At 65.9% G+C, this 14,494-nt stretch carries 21 protein-coding genes and 1 tRNA gene; 8 read left to right on the top strand and 14 right to left on the bottom strand.

From position 1 onward, the window contains the following. Positions 1–68 precede the first annotated feature (68 nt). Both R1H25_RS04960 and R1H25_RS04955 read left to right on the top strand, forming a co-directional pair. A complete protein-coding gene (locus R1H25_RS04960) occupies positions 69–269 on the top strand; it encodes a hypothetical protein (RefSeq protein WP_014037933.1) in 201 nt (66 codons plus the stop codon). Then, positions 266–607, top strand: coding sequence for a phosphotyrosine protein phosphatase (locus R1H25_RS04955; RefSeq protein ID WP_317222919.1), 342 nt, complete (start codon positions 266–268; stop codon positions 605–607). Before R1H25_RS04960 ends, R1H25_RS04955 begins: the two co-directional genes overlap by 4 nt. Here the strand turns inward: R1H25_RS04955 and R1H25_RS04950 are convergent. Beyond that, on the bottom strand, positions 586–1,035 hold the full coding sequence (locus tag R1H25_RS04950; protein ID WP_317222918.1) for a GNAT family N-acetyltransferase: 450 nt from the start codon (positions 1,033–1,035) through the stop codon (positions 586–588). The genes R1H25_RS04955 and R1H25_RS04950 overlap by 22 nt on opposite strands. An 86-nt stretch (positions 1,036–1,121) precedes the next feature. Then, complete coding sequence (locus R1H25_RS04945; protein WP_317222917.1) at positions 1,122–1,631, bottom strand: DUF3011 domain-containing protein; 510 nt, start codon at positions 1,629–1,631, stop codon at positions 1,122–1,124. A 242-nt stretch (positions 1,632–1,873) separates the two neighbouring features. Here R1H25_RS04945 and R1H25_RS04940 point away from each other — a divergent pair, with 242 nt between their 5' ends. After that, entirely contained in the window at positions 1,874–2,269 is a 396-nt protein-coding gene (locus R1H25_RS04940) for a hypothetical protein (protein ID WP_012511691.1), read from the top strand. Between the two features lie 24 nt (positions 2,270–2,293). Here R1H25_RS04940 and R1H25_RS04935 read toward each other — a convergent pair whose 3' ends face one another. After that, on the bottom strand, positions 2,294–2,986 hold the full coding sequence (locus tag R1H25_RS04935) for an aspartate/glutamate racemase family protein (RefSeq protein WP_317222916.1): 693 nt from the start codon (positions 2,984–2,986) through the stop codon (positions 2,294–2,296). A gap of 155 nt (positions 2,987–3,141) precedes the next feature. Here R1H25_RS04935 and R1H25_RS04930 point away from each other — a divergent pair, with 155 nt between their 5' ends. Both R1H25_RS04930 and R1H25_RS04925 read left to right on the top strand, forming a co-directional pair. Continuing rightward, positions 3,142–3,783 (top strand): LysE family translocator, encoded by a 642-nt coding sequence (locus R1H25_RS04930; protein ID WP_088480183.1) that lies wholly within the window; start codon positions 3,142–3,144, stop codon positions 3,781–3,783. 94 nt (positions 3,784–3,877) lie between these two features. Then, positions 3,878–4,051 (top strand): DUF1328 domain-containing protein, encoded by a 174-nt coding sequence (locus R1H25_RS04925; protein ID WP_006380555.1) that lies wholly within the window; start codon positions 3,878–3,880, stop codon positions 4,049–4,051. A 22-nt stretch (positions 4,052–4,073) separates the two neighbouring features. On the opposite strand, the gene R1H25_RS04920 is transcribed toward R1H25_RS04925, so the two are convergent. The 4 genes from R1H25_RS04920 to R1H25_RS04905 form a co-directional block, all read right to left on the bottom strand. Next, positions 4,074–4,406, bottom strand: a complete 333-nt coding sequence (locus tag R1H25_RS04920; protein WP_049445782.1) for an SMR family transporter — start codon at positions 4,404–4,406, stop codon at positions 4,074–4,076. Positions 4,407–4,419: 13 nt separating this feature from the next. Continuing rightward, positions 4,420–4,992 (bottom strand): TetR/AcrR family transcriptional regulator, encoded by a 573-nt coding sequence (locus tag R1H25_RS04915; protein ID WP_088480185.1) that lies wholly within the window; start codon positions 4,990–4,992, stop codon positions 4,420–4,422. Positions 4,993–5,078: 86 nt separating this feature from the next. After that, positions 5,079–5,312, bottom strand: a complete 234-nt coding sequence (locus R1H25_RS04910; protein ID WP_049445789.1) for a DUF1653 domain-containing protein — start codon at positions 5,310–5,312, stop codon at positions 5,079–5,081. A 12-nt stretch (positions 5,313–5,324) separates the two neighbouring features. Further along, a complete protein-coding gene (locus R1H25_RS04905; protein ID WP_049445791.1) occupies positions 5,325–5,609 on the bottom strand; it encodes a hypothetical protein in 285 nt (94 codons plus the stop codon). Between the two features lie 403 nt (positions 5,610–6,012). On the opposite strand from R1H25_RS04905, the gene R1H25_RS04900 reads away from it, so the two are divergent. The 3 genes from R1H25_RS04900 to R1H25_RS04890 all read left to right on the top strand — a co-directional run bounded on the left by R1H25_RS04900 (position 6,013) and on the right by R1H25_RS04890 (position 7,282). Beyond that, entirely contained in the window at positions 6,013–6,219 is a 207-nt protein-coding gene (locus R1H25_RS04900; RefSeq protein WP_057502001.1) for a hypothetical protein, read from the top strand. Between the two features lie 131 nt (positions 6,220–6,350). Then, positions 6,351–6,911: a DUF3011 domain-containing protein gene (locus tag R1H25_RS04895; RefSeq protein WP_005410417.1), complete on the top strand. Its 561-nt coding sequence runs from the start codon at positions 6,351–6,353 to the stop codon at positions 6,909–6,911. A 167-nt stretch (positions 6,912–7,078) separates the two neighbouring features. Continuing rightward, positions 7,079–7,282: a hypothetical protein gene (locus tag R1H25_RS04890; RefSeq protein ID WP_005417823.1), complete on the top strand. Its 204-nt coding sequence runs from the start codon at positions 7,079–7,081 to the stop codon at positions 7,280–7,282. Between the two features lie 101 nt (positions 7,283–7,383). On the opposite strand, the gene dxs is transcribed toward R1H25_RS04890, so the two are convergent. From dxs to R1H25_RS04855, 7 genes are all read right to left on the bottom strand, one after another. Next, complete coding sequence (gene dxs / locus R1H25_RS04885; protein WP_049445810.1) at positions 7,384–9,291, bottom strand: 1-deoxy-D-xylulose-5-phosphate synthase; 1,908 nt, start codon at positions 9,289–9,291, stop codon at positions 7,384–7,386. A 105-nt stretch (positions 9,292–9,396) separates the two neighbouring features. After that, a complete protein-coding gene (locus tag R1H25_RS04880) occupies positions 9,397–10,062 on the bottom strand; it encodes an HNH endonuclease (RefSeq protein ID WP_317222915.1) in 666 nt (221 codons plus the stop codon). 411 nt (positions 10,063–10,473) lie between these two features. Continuing rightward, positions 10,474–12,264 carry an acyl-CoA dehydrogenase C-terminal domain-containing protein gene (locus tag R1H25_RS04875; RefSeq protein WP_317222914.1) on the bottom strand — a complete coding sequence of 597 codons (1,791 nt, stop codon included), beginning with the start codon at positions 12,262–12,264 and terminating at the stop codon, positions 10,474–10,476. Between the two features lie 65 nt (positions 12,265–12,329). After that, positions 12,330–12,806, bottom strand: coding sequence for an LEA type 2 family protein (locus R1H25_RS04870; protein WP_317222913.1), 477 nt, complete (start codon positions 12,804–12,806; stop codon positions 12,330–12,332). Between the two features lie 159 nt (positions 12,807–12,965). Continuing rightward, positions 12,966–13,517 carry a lipocalin family protein gene (locus R1H25_RS04865; RefSeq protein WP_317222912.1) on the bottom strand — a complete coding sequence of 184 codons (552 nt, stop codon included), beginning with the start codon at positions 13,515–13,517 and terminating at the stop codon, positions 12,966–12,968. A gap of 97 nt (positions 13,518–13,614) precedes the next feature. Next, a complete protein-coding gene (locus tag R1H25_RS04860; RefSeq protein ID WP_317222911.1) occupies positions 13,615–14,190 on the bottom strand; it encodes a hypothetical protein in 576 nt (191 codons plus the stop codon). A gap of 100 nt (positions 14,191–14,290) precedes the next feature. Next, a tRNA-Phe gene (locus R1H25_RS04855) sits at positions 14,291–14,366 on the bottom strand. Positions 14,367–14,494: the final 128 nt, after the last annotated feature.

The following is a 14,494-nucleotide window of genomic DNA, read 5'->3' as shown; positions in this document are numbered from 1 at the left end:
GTGCGGTGTATGCTGCGCGCCACTCGTACTACCGCGGCTGCTGAACCCGGTACTCACGAGAACACATCATGGAATCTGCAAGAAACCGTGCCTGGCGCCGCAGCCAGGCCCGCAACCGCGGTGGCGACCGCGCCACGACCGCGTACAGCTACAAGCCCGAGAAGAACTGGAAGCTGCTGTATACGCGCGATGCCAAGCTCGCGCGTGCACGCCAGCTGGGTTTCACCTATCCGGTCCTCAGTGCCCGCCAACTGCAGGAACAGGAATGATCAACCTGCTGTTCGTCTGCAGCCGCAACCAGCTGCGCAGCCCGACCGCCGAAGCCATGTGGCGACGGCGGCCCGGCTTCGCCGCGCTGTCGGCCGGCACCAGCCCGCATGCACGACGCCCCATCGGTCCGGCGGATATCCGCTGGGCCGATGTCATCCTCTTGATGGAAGCCAAGCACCAGCATCGCCTGCAGGCCGCATACGCGCGCCTGCTGGAACACAAGCGCCTGCATTGCCTGGACATCGCCGACGACTATCGCTGCATGGATCCGCTGTTGATGGACCTGCTGGAGGCCAAGGTGGCCGCATATCTCGGTCAGCTGCCGGCAAAGCGGTAGATCAACTCCGGATCTCCTTCGTCCAGTCCATGCACGATGCCGCTGTCGATGAAACCCGAGGCGGCGAGCAGGCGCTGCATAGCGGTATTGGAGGCATTGGTCGAAGTGAACAGCTTGCCTTGGCCCTGTAGCGCGATGGCATGGCGCAGCAGGGCGGCACCCACGCCCTGGCTGCGTTGTTCGCGCGCCACCATCAGCATCTCGACGAAGGCTTCGCCGAAGAAGTGATGGTGGATGACCAGGTAACCGGCCAGCTGGCCGGCCCGTTCGCCCACATGCACGCCACCGCCGGCCAGCCAGTCGGGGATCTGCCGTGCCCGTCGCGGATCGTGGGCCGCAACGCTGTCGAGCGCGATCAGCGCGGGAACGTCGCCGGGCATCGCCTCGCGGATATAGAGCATGGTCGAGGAGGGGGCGGGCGGCGGCATCGAAGGCTCCAGGGCTGGGTGCGCCCAGTCTATCGGTCACGTCGGCCGTATCTGCGCATCCGCCACAGCCAGCGTGTGGTCGGCAGTCAATACACACGAAACTCGGCACGGCAGCCGTCGCTGACCCACACGCCGCGGCGGTCCCAGCCCCAGTTGCGGTCCTCGATGCAGGTCGTCACCGATTTCTGCTTGACCAGCCGCACCTCGTGACGCACGCGAATCCGGCACTCCTTGTCCTTGTTCTCGTAGGACTCGCAGACCAGGCGTTCACCCTCGTTGTCGCGACCACGCCCGCGGCCACGACCCGGCCAGCGGCCATGTTCGTCGGCGACGAACTCGGCGCGGCAGCCATCGGTCACCCACAGCATGCGCCGGCTCTGGCCCCAGTTCTGGTCTTCCACGCAACGGGTCACCGACAGCTGCCTGGCCAGACGCATCGGACCCTCGATGGGGCATTGCTCGGTCTTGTTGAACTGGGATTCGCAGCGCAGCGCTGGAATGTGATCAGTGTCGTAGTCCTGGGCGGCCACGGCGGTGGCGGCCAGCAGCAGGGCAAGGGCGGCGCCGGTGATCGGCAGCAGCGGGCGAAGGGTCATGGGGAGCCTCGAGCGGGGATTCGGGCGGCAAGAATGACCCAGCATGGGACCGTCGGAACGCATCGTTCCGGAACTGGCTCAGTAGGGATTTAGTAGTGCGCACGGGCCCATGCAGAGGCTTACATCCCGTATCATCGCTGCACATCCGATCGCATCGGTTTACACCTTCTTACATGTCTCCCACGTCTGTCGGCGCAGCCTGTGGCTGCCGTCACTGGTGTGCGGGCGGCCTGTGGGGGAGGATGCGCGGACCACGACGACCACAGGGGGTTGCGTTGATCAGCAGTACCGTCATTCATCGCTCGGCCGACGCAGGTGGCGCCGAGGTGCGGGTCCTGGACACTACGTTCAAGGGCAAGCATGTGTTCATCGCCTGGGGCCTGCGCGGGCCGGAACTGACCCGTAGCGCGGACCCGGCTGCCACCGTGGCTGCGCGCAAGGCATTGCATGCCGTTGCCGGGCACAGTGAAGGGCCGCGCAGCCCGGAAGTGTTCATCGCCAACCAGTCGGCGGTGGCGATCACGGTCTATCGGCTGCTTACCGAAGCGCGCTCCGGTGACGCCATCTTCTTCCTGTGCGATTCACAGGCGGTGGTCGAGTGGCTGATCACCGCGCTGGAAGTGCAGGGCGCGGACTGATTCCGCGCTCCGGCGCGCAGCGATTCAAGCCAGTGCTGCGTCCACCGCAGCCCGCGCATGCAGGGCAGTGGTATCGAACAGCGGCACTGCACTGTCCTCCGGGCGTACCAGCAGCATGATCTCGGTGCAGCCAAGAGTGATCGCTTCGGCGCCGCGCGCCACCAGTCGCGCGATCACGCCGGCATAGATCTGTCGTGACTGCTCGCTGACCACGCCGGCAATCAGCTCCTGGTAGATGATGTCGTGCACGCTGCACCGGTCATCGGCACCGGGCACCAGCACCTCCAGGCCGAAGCGATCCTGCAGCCGGCCGCGGTAGAAGTCCTGCTCCATGGTGAAGGCGGTGCCAAGCAGGCCCACCTTGCGTGCGCCGGCCTGCACGATGGCCTGGGCGGTGGGGTCGGCGATATGCAGCAGCGGCAGTGGGCAGGCTGCCTCGATGCGGTCAGCCAGCTTGTGCATGGTATTGGTGCAGACCAGCAGCAGATCGGCGCCACCGGCCTGCAGGCGCCGTGCGGCGTCAACCATGTGGTCGCCCAGTGCAGCCCAGTCGCCGTCATGCTGCAGCTGCTTGATGCCGGCGAAATCCACCGACCACAGCAGCAGTTGTGCCGAATGTGCGCCACCGAGGCGCTGCCGCACGTCCTCGTTGATGAGCCGGTAGTACTGGGCCGAGCTTTCCCAGCTCATGCCGCCGATCAGGCCGAGGGTTTTCATGCGCAGCTCCAAGCCAGGAACCCTCATTGCAGCACAGATGGTGCCCGGTTGCCGACGCCGGCGATCTGTAACCACCATATCCATGTTGTGGTGTATGTGCCGCGCGCTGCAGGCACACTCTATGCTGGTTGGGTCTTCTGAAGTGGATGTGCGCTATGGCCCTGCATACCTGGTGGTGGTTCCTCGCCACGGTGTTCGTTCTGTGTGGCACGCCGGGGCCGAACATGCTGCATATCCTCGGCCGCAGCGTCGGGCTCGGCTTCCGCGGCAGCGTGCCGGCGATGGCCGGCTGCCTGCTGGCGATGCTGCTGGTGCTGGCGGCCTCCGCAGCGGGCCTGAGTGCGTTGCTGCATTCCTCGCCGATGCTGTTCGAGGTGCTGCGTTATCTGGGCGTGGCCTATCTGGCCTGGCTGGGCCTGAAGGCATGGCGTGACAGTTGCCGGCCAGCACCACCGGTGACGGTCGATGCCGCGCTGCCGGTTGCGGCGTCGCTGGGCGCGTGGAAGGTGTTCCGTGGTGGCCTTCTGGTGGGTCTGAGCAATCCCAAGCTGCTGCTGTTCGCGGCGGCGTTCCTGCCGCAGTTCGTCGATCCGTCCCGTGGCCAGGCGCTGCAGTACAGCGTGCTGGTGACCACCTTCGCCGCCTGCGAACTGTTCTGGTACGTAATGTATGCAGCCGGTGGCCATGGCCTGCGCCGTTGGCTGGCCAAGCCGTTCGCACGACGCTGGTTCGAGCGGCTGGTGGGCAGCGTGTTCCTGGCGTTTGCCGTCGCGCTGCTGCGCTTCCGTCCGCGTTGATTCACGCCGCGCACGCGGCCTGTTCACGACTGCGGCATCGGCTACGGCCTAGCCTGATCATCCAGTACGCAGTCCCTGCGGGGAAAGGTTTGACATGATCAAGTGGGCCATCATCTTCGCCATCATCGGCGTCATTGCCGGCGTGCTCGGCTTTGGCGGCATTGCCGGCGCTGCGGTCGGCATCGCCAAGTTCCTGTTCTGGGCCGGCATCATCATCGCGGTGGTGCTGTTCCTGCTCGGCATGACCGTAGCGAAGAAGGTCAGCTAGCGTGTGTCGCGCAGCAGCGTGCTCAGTGTGCGTTGCTGCGCGAGAACAGGTTGATTACCAGTACGCCGGCGCAGATCAGGCCGATGCCGATCAACGCCGGTGCATCCAGGCGCTGCTTGAACACCATCAGCCCGATCAGCGAGATCAGCACGATGCCGACGCCGGACCAGATGGCGTAGGCGATGCCGGTCGGGATCGACTTCATGGTCACCGACAGCAGGTAGAAGCACAGTCCGTAGCCGACCAGCGCGCCCAGTGTCGGCGCCAGTCGACTCATACCGTCGGAGGCCTTCAGCAGCGACGTGGCGATCACTTCCAGCACGATCGCGGCGGCGAGGTAGGCGTAGGGATTCATCGCGGGCTCCGGCTTACAGAGGATCGCACAGCTTCAGGGCCTGCTCGGCCATCGCCAGTGCATTGATGCGCTCTTCTTCGTCCAGTGGCCGGCCGTAAGCGGTGGCCCAGTAACCATCCGCCGCACAGCGCGCAGCGTACAGGCGAGGGTCGGTGGCCTCGCCGGGAAACTCGGCCAGCATCGCGCGCTTCCAGTCGCGCCAGTGCGCCAGCAGGGCCGGCTCCATCAGGTTGCCCAGGGTCAGGCCGATGTCGTTGTCCTGTTCCTGCTGCAGCAGATGCTCGAAATTGGCCTGCACATAAGCGCGGCTGAAACGGCCATGGCCTTCGGGGTTTTCCTGCAGCAGGGCACGTACCCGCGCTTCGAACTCGCCGATGAGCGCTCCGATGGCTTCATCCACCAGTGCCTGCTTGCTGCTGAAATGATGAAACAACGCACCCTTGCTGACACCGGCGGCCTGCGCGACGTCCTGCACGGTCAGCGCGGCCAGGCCATGACCGCCGATCACTTCAATGGTGGCCTGCAGCAGTGACTGGCGCACGCTGTCGGGCGCCTTGCGGCGCGAACGGGAAGGGGATGCGGACATGGCAGGAAGAAACCGACTGGACGGTACGATTGTAGCGCAGGCCCGCTGCGTTACCGCGCTGCCGGCCTGGACCGGCAGCGGAACCGTCATGCGTCGATGCGGGCGAAACGCGGTTGCGGTCCGTGCTCGCCCGGCACCTGCTCGACGAACATGGCATAGGGGCGTACCCACAGACCACCTTCGCCATACAGCGCGCGGTACAGCACCATCGGTTGCAGGGTCTCACTGCTGCGGACGATCTCGAGTACTTCGTACTCGCCGCCCTTGAAGTGGCGGTAGCGGCCCGGGGCCAGCGTTGGTAGCGGGCTCAGCTCAGCCATGGTGGAAGCGACTCACTTGCGCGCCGGGCTGGCCGGCTTTGCGCAATAGGCGTCGATGGCTTCGGCGGTATTCGCCAGGCCCTGCGCCTGCGCCAGTTCCCACGGGCGCTCACAACGCTGGCTGTGCTCGCACCACTGGTAGCCGGCCGAACCGATGCAGCCATGCGCATCGCGATCACCGCCGACCACCGGCGTGGCTGGCGACGTGGCTGCCGCTTCGGCGTGCGTGGGCGCCTTGTCCGGGCTGGCACAGGCGGCCAGGACCAGCAGGGCTGGAATCAGAAGAAGGGATTTCATCGGCGAAGCTCCGTGCCTAAAGCAACAGTGTCGGCCGCAGGAAAAACGGCAGCAAGTGCTCAGTGCAGGGCGGCGCGGATCAGTTCCTCGATCAGGACGAGGTAGCTGGCGACGAAGTAGAACTTCAGCAGCGTCCAACGCTGCTGGGAGAAGAAGGTGCGCATGTGGAAGGGGCCCCTGTTGGTGACGATAGTGTGAAGCTCTGCTGACTCCGTGACAAGGATCACGGAAAGAACAGGCTAAACGGGCTCAGGGATGTGAGGGCAGGGAAGGGCTGACCAGAGGGCGCGGCATTTTCGTACAAATCTGATGGGCCATCCCTGAGGTGATCGCTAGCCTGAAGGTGTACCGGTACGTGGCCCGTCCGCCTGCCGTCGCATCCTTCCAACCGCAGGAGCCCCTCATGGTCATTACCGTTCAATGCAACGCCCGGCACTGGTCCGTGCTGGATCCGCAGGCGCATGACGCCACCCGTTATGCGCGGGGCGCCGAGGCTTTCGATGTCGCCGCGGCGCGGGCCCTCGAGCACCACCGTCGCACCGGCCAGCGCAGCACGGTGCGGGTCGAGGCGCTCGGCAGCACGGTGGATGCCCTTCACGTCGGAGACTGACGCCGACCGCCGTGGTGCAGTCAGCTACGGTTGCGTTGTTTGAATGGGGAAAAACCGCCGTCACGCGCCCCCCTGTGCGCCGTGCCGCGAATCCCGGATGCTTGCGCCATCGTATTCATCTGGAGATCTCGATGGGCAAGGCACTCACCTGGCGCACCCTGGCCTGCACCCTGCTGCCAATGCTGGCGGCGGCGGGTGGCGCCCAGGCGCAGAGCTATGGCTACGGCTATGACGATGACCGCTACGGCGGCCGCGAAGGCAGCGGCATCGTGCGCTGCGAATCGATCAAGAACCGCAGCAACGAGTGCCGTCTTGAAGGCCGGGCGCGGATGATCCGCCAGTTGTCCGGTTCACCCTGCGTGGAAGGTGAGACGTGGGGCCAGTCGCGCTACGGCGTCTGGGTGACCCAGGGCTGTCGCGCCGAGTTCGTTGGCGAGTATCGTCGTGGCGGTGGCTGGGGCAACGGAGGCGGCTGGGGCAACGGCAACGGAAACGGTTGGGGCGGTGGTGAGGTGATCACTTGTCATTCCAATGGCCACCGCCAGGAGTACTGCGATGCCCGCATCCGTCGTGGCGTGCGCCTGGTCCGCCAGGATTCACGCAGCGCCTGCATCGAGGGCCAGACCTGGGGCTGGGACCGTCGTGGCATCTGGGTCAGCGACGGCTGCCGGGCGCAATTCCAGGTGAATTGAGTACGCCACTCGAAAATCAGAATAATCTGATACAGCTCACATTTTGAACGTCGTATCTTCTGCGATCAGGGCACCTCTGCGTGCCCCTGATCCCTCGTGATGAAGTCTGCCGTAACCGGCACGCCCGTCCCGCTACCGTCGATACGCTGCCTCAAGGAGTGAGCTGCATGTTGATCCGCCTGCAATGCGAGCAACGCCAATGGCGCGTGCTGCACCCGGACCGGCCGGAACCGATCGAGTTCCGCGATGGTGCCCGGGCGTACGATTTCGCTGAAACCCTTGCACGCCTCCACTTTGTCGACACCGGGCAGCGCGCTGCGGTGCGGGTGGAGGCCAGCGGCGCGTTCGTGGAAGCGGTCAGCTACGGCTGAGGGTTGGGGCTTCCGGAGCTCGTTATCCACGCATGGCGTGGATCGACCCCTGTTCCGCAGTGGATCCACGCCATGCTGGATCCACTGGGTAGTGATCGGCCTCAGCCTGCCGCGCTGAGCGGTGGGGTTCCTGCGCCCAGCTGTGGCCAGCGCTTGAGTACCGCCGCGCGGATGCCTGCGGCGTCGATGCCGGCTTCGGCCAGCAGGTCCTCGCGGCTGGCGTGGTGCTGGTAGCTGTCGGGCAGGCCCAGGTGCAGGATCGGGCGCAGCACGCCTTCGGCATTGAGCAGCTCACCGACGCCGGAGCCGGCGCCACCGGCCACCACGTTGTCTTCGATCGTCACCAGCCCCTCGTGCTGGGCGGCGACAGCCAGCACCAGCTCGCGGTCCAGCGGCTTGATGAAACGCATGTTGACCACGCTCAGGCCCAGTTCGCGGCCGACCTGTTCGGCGGCGGCCACGGTGCTGCCGAAGGCGAGCAGGGCGATGCGACTGCCCTGCAGACGCAGCTCGCCCTTGCCGATCGGCAGGGTGGACAGATCGGTGCCGGCAGCCACGCCGGTGCCGGTGCCGCGCGGATAGCGCACGGCGGCCGGGCCCGGGTGCTGCAGGCCGGTGCTGAGCATCTGGCGGCACTCGGCTTCATTGGATGGCGCCATCACCACCATGTTCGGCACGCAGCGCAGGAAACTCAGGTCGAGGTTGCCGGCGTGGGTCGCACCGTCCGGGCCGACCACACCGGCGCGGTCGATGGCGAACAGCACGTCCAGGTCCTGGATGGCCACGTCGTGCACCAACTGGTCGTACGCGCGCTGCAGGAAGGTGGAGTAGATCGCCACCACTGGCTTGCCACCCTGGGTCGCCATGCCGGCGGCGAGGGTGACCGCGTGCTGCTCGGCGATCGCTACGTCGAAATAGCGCTGCGGGTATTCCTTGCTGAAACGCACCAGGCCGGATCCTTCGCGCATCGCCGGGGTGATGCCGTACAGGCGCGGCTCGGCGGCGGCGGCATCGCACAGCCAGTCGCTGAACACATCGGTGTAGGTTGGCTTCTTGGCACCGGCCTTGGCCACCAGGCCCTTGTCCGGATCGAACGGACCGACGGCGTGGTAACCGATCTGGTCGCCCTCGGCCGGCTCATAGCCCTTGCCCTTGGTGGTCATCACGTGCAGCAGCTTCGGGCCCTTGGAGGCGCGCAGCGTCTTCAGCGTGGACAGCAGGGCGGGCATGTCGTGGCCGTCGATCGGGCCGGTGTAGTGGAAGCCCATTTCCTCGAACATGGTGGAGGGCACGAACATGCCCTTCCAGTGTTCTTCCCAGCGCTTCACGAAGCGCGCGGGGTTGTTCTTCTTGTCGCCGAGGATCTTCTTGCCGCCTTCGCGCAGTGCATTGAGCGTGCGGCTGCCGGTGGCACGGCCGAGCATCTTGGTCAGGCCGCCGACCGCCTCGGAGATCGACATGTTGTTGTCGTTGAGGATCACCAGCAGGTTCGGCTCGGGTTCCATGCCGCCGGCGTGCATCAGCGCTTCGAAAGCCATGCCGGCGGTCATTGCACCGTCACCGATCACCGCAACGACCTGGCGGTTGTCGCCTTCGGACTGGCGGGCGATGGCCATGCCGAGTGCGGCCGAGATCGAGGTCGACGAATGGCCGACGCCGAAGGTGTCGTACTCGCTCTCTTCACGCTTCGGGAACGGCGCCACGCCGTCCTTCTGCTTGACGGTGTGGATCTCGTCGCGGCGACCGGTCAGGATCTTGTGCGGGTAGGTCTGGTGACCGACGTCCCAGACCAGCTGGTCCTGCGGGGTCTGGTACAGGTAGTGCAGGGCCACGGTGAGTTCGATCACGCCCAGGCCGGCGGCGAAGTGGCCGCCGCTCTTGCCCACCGATTCGATGAGGTAGGCGCGCAGTTCGTCGGCGACCGCCCTCAATTCGGATTCGTCGAACGTGCGCAGGTCATCCGGTGTCTGGATGCGCGCGAGGCGGGGATAGCGGGCAGAGTCGATCATCATGTTCGCACTTGTTCTGAACGCCCATTTTCGCCCTCAAACGGGGGTGGGGCAAGCAAACGCCGCCGCCCGTGACAGGACGGTGAGGGTTGCATTTTCAGCGATTCAGGTGCTCAGTTTTGAACGCTTCGGCAATTGCGCCTTCAGGAAGGCCATCTGGTCGGCCAGAATGTTGCGGTTGGACATGATCAGGTGTTCGATCCAGCTGGGCCGGTAAGGCACCGCCAGCAACGGCATTCCGGCCTGCTGCGGGGTGCGGTCGCTCTTGCGCGAGTTGCAGTGGAAGCAGGCGGTGACCACGTTTTCCCAGCAGTCCAGGCCGCCCTTGGACAGTGGCATGACGTGGTCGCGGGTGAGCGTAGGGCGGTTGAACTGCTGGCCGCAGTACATGCATAGATGGGCGTCGCGGGCGAACAGGGCCGGGTTGGTCAGGTTCGGCGTGGGGTCGATCGCGCGGGAGCGGGCGTGGCCGCGGGCGGCGATGATCGGGTGCAGGTCCATCCCGCTCTGCAGGCCGCTGAAGCGGTTGGTGCCGCCATGGATGTGCAGGCAGGGATCGCCGAGCGTCCAGGCGACGGCTTCGCGGGCGTAGAGGCACGCCGCGTCCTGCCAGGTGATCCAGTCCAGTACGCGCCCGTGGGCATCAAGCGAGAGCAGCCGGACCGAGCCGGGGCGATGCAGCGTCGTGGCGTTGGGCGATGCTTCGGCGCCCGGAGCAGAAAACGGAGCTCCGGCTTCGATCAGACCCAAGCGTGTAGTGTCTGTCTCCATCGGGAGAACAGCTTATACCTGAATCATTGCGATTTGGGTATCGCCCCGAGGGCGATGCCCAAATCGCAATGATTCAGGTCCACGCATCCCTCCTAATCCCCGCGCCTGTCGGCGCGCCCCCTTTAACAAAAGGGGGCTCTTCTCCAGAGGGATTTCGGGGGTTTCCATCCACGCATGGCGTGGATCTGCCGTGTCGATCAAGGTCGACACCTACCAGCAGCACAAATCTGTCGAAGGCGGGGTGGGTCCGGTTGCGGGGCGTGAGCCGCATGGATGCGGCGACCGAGGCTACAGGGACGTACTTGCGCCGTCCCCCGCAATTGGACCCACCTCGAAATCCCGCAGGAAGCCGGCTGTTGCGGTTGCCGGCCAGCGGCCGGCACTACCGCAGGTGCCGGGCGGTAGCCCGGCTCAGGCGCCGAAGCGCTCGTCGTCCATCGCCATCAGCGGGGCGGCGCCGGCCTGGATGGCGGCGGCATGGCTGAGGGTGCGCGGCAGCACGCGGGCGAAGTAGAAGCGAGCGGTTTCGCGCTTGCCCTGGGCGAAAGCGGCGCCGTGCGCGCTGGCGTCGGCGGCGGCCACGCTGCGAGCCCACCAGTAGGCCAGTACCACGTAGCCCGAATAGAACAGGTAGTCGTAGCTGGCTGCGCCCAGTTCGTCCGGATTGCCGGCCGCGCGCTGCAGCACGTCCATGGTCAGCTTGCCCCATTCGGCGGCCTTGGCGCGCAGCGGGCCGATGAACTCGGCCAGCGCTTCGTTGGCCTCGTGTTCCTTGGCGAAGGCTTCGATCTCGGCCAGCATCAGCTTCAGGCCGGCGCCTTGGCTGGACGCGGTCTTGCGGCCGATCAGGTCCAGCGCCTGGATGCCGGTGGTGCCTTCATACAGCGTAGTGATGCGCGCGTCGCGGGCCAGCTGTTCCATGCCGTGTTCGCGGATATAGCCGTGGCCACCGAAGCACTGCAGGGCGTTGTAGGTGTTCTCGATGCCCCATTCAGTCTGGCAGGCCTTGGAGATCGGGGTCAGGAAGCTCACCAGAGTGTCGGCGCGCTCGCGCTCGGCGGCATCCTCGGCGTGATGGACAACGTCGATCAGGGTGGCGGCGTGCAGGGCCAGCAGGCGGCTGCCTTCGACCAGCGACTTCACCGTCAGCAGCATGCGACGCACGTCCGGGTGGACCAGGATCGGGTCAGCCGGCTTGTCCGGGAACTTGGCGCCGCTGAGGGCGCGCGACTGCAGGCGCTCACGGCTGTACTTCAGCGCGTTCTGGTAGGCACGCTCGGAGAGGCCAATGCCCTGCAGGCCGACACCCAGGCGCGCGGTGTTCATCATGGTGAACATGGCCTGCAGGCCCTTGTGCGGCTGGCCAACCAGGTAACCCTGCGCGCCATCGAAGTTCATCACGCAGGTGACCGACCCCTTGATGCCCATCTTGTGCTCGATCGAGCCGCAGCGCAGTGCGTTGCGCTCGCCGACGTTGCCTTCGCGGTCGACCTTGAACTTGGGGGTGACGAACAGCGAGATGCCCTTGGCGCCCGGAGGAGCGTCGGGCAGCTTGGCCAGCACCAGGTGCACGATGTTGCCGGTCAGGTCGTGCTCGCCGGCGGTGATGAAGATCTTGGTGCCGGTGATCGAGTAGCTGCCATCGGCGTTCGGCTCGGCCTTGGTCTTGAGCAGGCCCAGGTCGGTGCCGCAGTGCGGTTCGGTCAGGCACATCGTGCCGGTCCAGCGGCCTTCGATCAGCGGCTTGAGGAAGGCTTCGTGCTGCCAGGCCTCGCCGTGCTGCTTCAGTGCTTCGATGGCGCCGTGCGAAAGCAGCGGGAAGTTGCCCCACGCCAGGTTGGCAGCATTGATCATTTCGTTGAGCGGCACACCGAGGGTGTGCGGCAGGCCCTGGCCGCCCAGCTCCGGCGAGGCGGTCAGGCCGGTCCAGCCGCCATCGACGAACTGGTCGTAGGCCTGCTTGAAGCCGGGCGGGGTGGTCACTTCACCGGTGGCCTGGTCGAGCACGCAGCCGATCTCGTCGCCGACGCTGTTGAGCGGGGCCAGCACGGTGGCGCTGAAACGGCCGGCTTCTTCCAGCACGGCATCGACCACGTCGGCGGTGGCGTCGGTGAAGCCCAGGCGGGCGAACAGGGGTTCGACCTTGAGCACGTCGTGCAGGGCGAAACGGAGGTCGGAAAGCGGGGCGGTGTAGCTGCTCATCGGTACGTCTCGATTTGATCAGGGCAGGGGAGAGCGGCGCCAGGCGCCGCGACGGAAGGTGGGAATCAGCGCAGCACGCCCGGCAGGCCTGGGGCCTGGTTGAGGGTGCTGCGGCTGCTGATGTCGAAGCTGCGCTGCTTCTTTTCCTGCGGCGTGGCCGCCACCGTTCCCTTCAGGCCATAGGCCAGGGTGCGGTTGCCGGCCAGCGCATCGGCCACTACCAGGCGTGCGGCCGAGCTGGGCACCAGGTCGACCTGGATGACATCGGCCGAGGTGCCGCCGATGGAGATGCCCGGCTTGGCCTGCAGGGTGCCGGCGTCGCTGTCGCCGACGGTCAGCGCCAGCGCGACGTCATCGAAGGTCATGGGCATGGAGCTGTAGTTCTGCAGGCGCAGGGCCACGGTCCAGTTGCCGTCGGCGCGCACGGTCAGCTGCTGCAGGCTGGCCGCCGGTTCCGAAACACGCTTGACGATGCCGTTGTTGCAGGCAACAAGGGCGAGGGTGCACAGGACGATCAAGGCGATACGGAAACGGTGGAGCATGGGCGCAGGTCCTCTGGAGGGGTGCGTTGGATAAGCATACTACGGCGTATGGTCGTTTGGATCGCCTGTGGCGACCCGTCGCAGAGGGTAGCGCGTGAAGATGGCGGTCGGGCGTGCGCGGCGCCGGATGGCGCGCGTGTGGTGCGCGTGTGGCGCGGTTCAGTTGGCGGGCGTATCGCGAATCGGGGCCATCAGGCGCAGCGGGCCGAGGTCGTAGCCCATAGCTTCGGCTTTTTCTTTCAGCTGTTCGAACCGGGCGCGATCCATTTCCGGCAGGCGCGAAAGAATCCACAGGTACTTGCGGTCCGGTTCGCCGACCAACGCCCACTGATAGTCCGGGTCCAGTGCCAGCACCCAGTAGTCGGCCCAGACCAGTGGCACCCAGCTCAGCCAGTCGGGAACGAAGCGCACCTGTAGTTGCCCGGGGTGGCCGGCAACCGGGCGTGCCACGCCTTCAGCAACCACACGTTCTCCGTCGCCGTTGCGGCAGGCGTTGGTGACACTGATGCGGCCATCGCGGCGCAGCCCGTAGTTGGCGGTGATTTCGCCAACGCACTGCTTCTGGAACGACACCGGAAGATGCGCGATCTCGTGCCACTGGCCGGCATAGCGATCGATGTCCAGCGTGTCGACCGCGCGCACCGGCTCGGCGGCGATCACCGGCAGGGCGGCCAGCAGCAGGCAGGCGAGCAGGGCGGGGCGCAGAGACATCGGTGTACTCCGTTCAGGAGTCCTGAGCTTAGGCGAGCGGCCAAGGCCACGTGTAAAGGTTCCATGCGCCGGCAACCATTGCCGCCGACTTTTGCAACTACTGCTCGAACGGGCGTTGACTGCGCTCGTCGCCGTCAAAGGTAAGCGTTCGCGTATGCAGCGTGCCGCTGCTCATATCCCATTTGAAGGTGTCCAGCCCTCCGCCGCCGGTTCCCTTGGAATGCAGGCGTACTGCGCCGCGGGTCAGATTGTCGGTGAGCAGCAGTTGCGCGGAGCCGTCGGCGTCCACACGGAGTCCGGCCCGGTCCCGCCACCGGTCCTCGCCCTGTCCCTTCGGGGCATCCAGGGCAAGAGCGACGCTGTCGTCCTCGAATGTACTCAGGCCGCCTCGCTCGGCGCCGGAAGCATCGAAAATCAGGATGCCCGCGGCGCGGCTTCGTCGCCCGTCTTCTGCGCTGTCCTGGCCAATCTCCACCCGCACCACGCCGTGCTCGTCGAGTACCTGCAGCTGCCGCGTGCTCAAATGATCGACGTGTAATGGGGCATCGCGCTGCGAAAGCAGCCAGGCCGTTACTGCGGCCAGGCCCAGCAACAACATGGACAGCCCGGCAACCAGCCAGTGCCGGCGTCGCAGCGATTGCTGCAGTTGGGGTAGAGAAGGTGCGTCATCCATGTCATCAGTGCTCCATACAGTGGACCAAGGACGGTACTACAGAGCCGGCAGGCACGGTCACGCAAAAAAAAAGACCTGCATTTCTGCAGGTCTCTGAAGATGGTGGCCGAAGACGGAATCGAACCGCCGACACGGGGATTTTCAATCCCCTGCTCTACCAACTGAGCTACTCGGCCAAATTGTGTGGCAACCGTGATCACACCCGGTTCCCGGAAAAAAAAGACCCGCATTTCTGCAGGCCTTCGAAAGTGGTGGCCGAAGACGGAATCGAACCGCCGACACGGGGATTTTCAATCCCCTGCTC

The sequence above is a fragment of the Stenotrophomonas veracruzanensis genome, assembly GCF_032911525.1.
Classification (GTDB): domain Bacteria; phylum Pseudomonadota; class Gammaproteobacteria; order Xanthomonadales; family Xanthomonadaceae; genus Stenotrophomonas; species Stenotrophomonas africana.
This window is presented reverse-complemented; position numbering and strand designations above follow the sequence as displayed.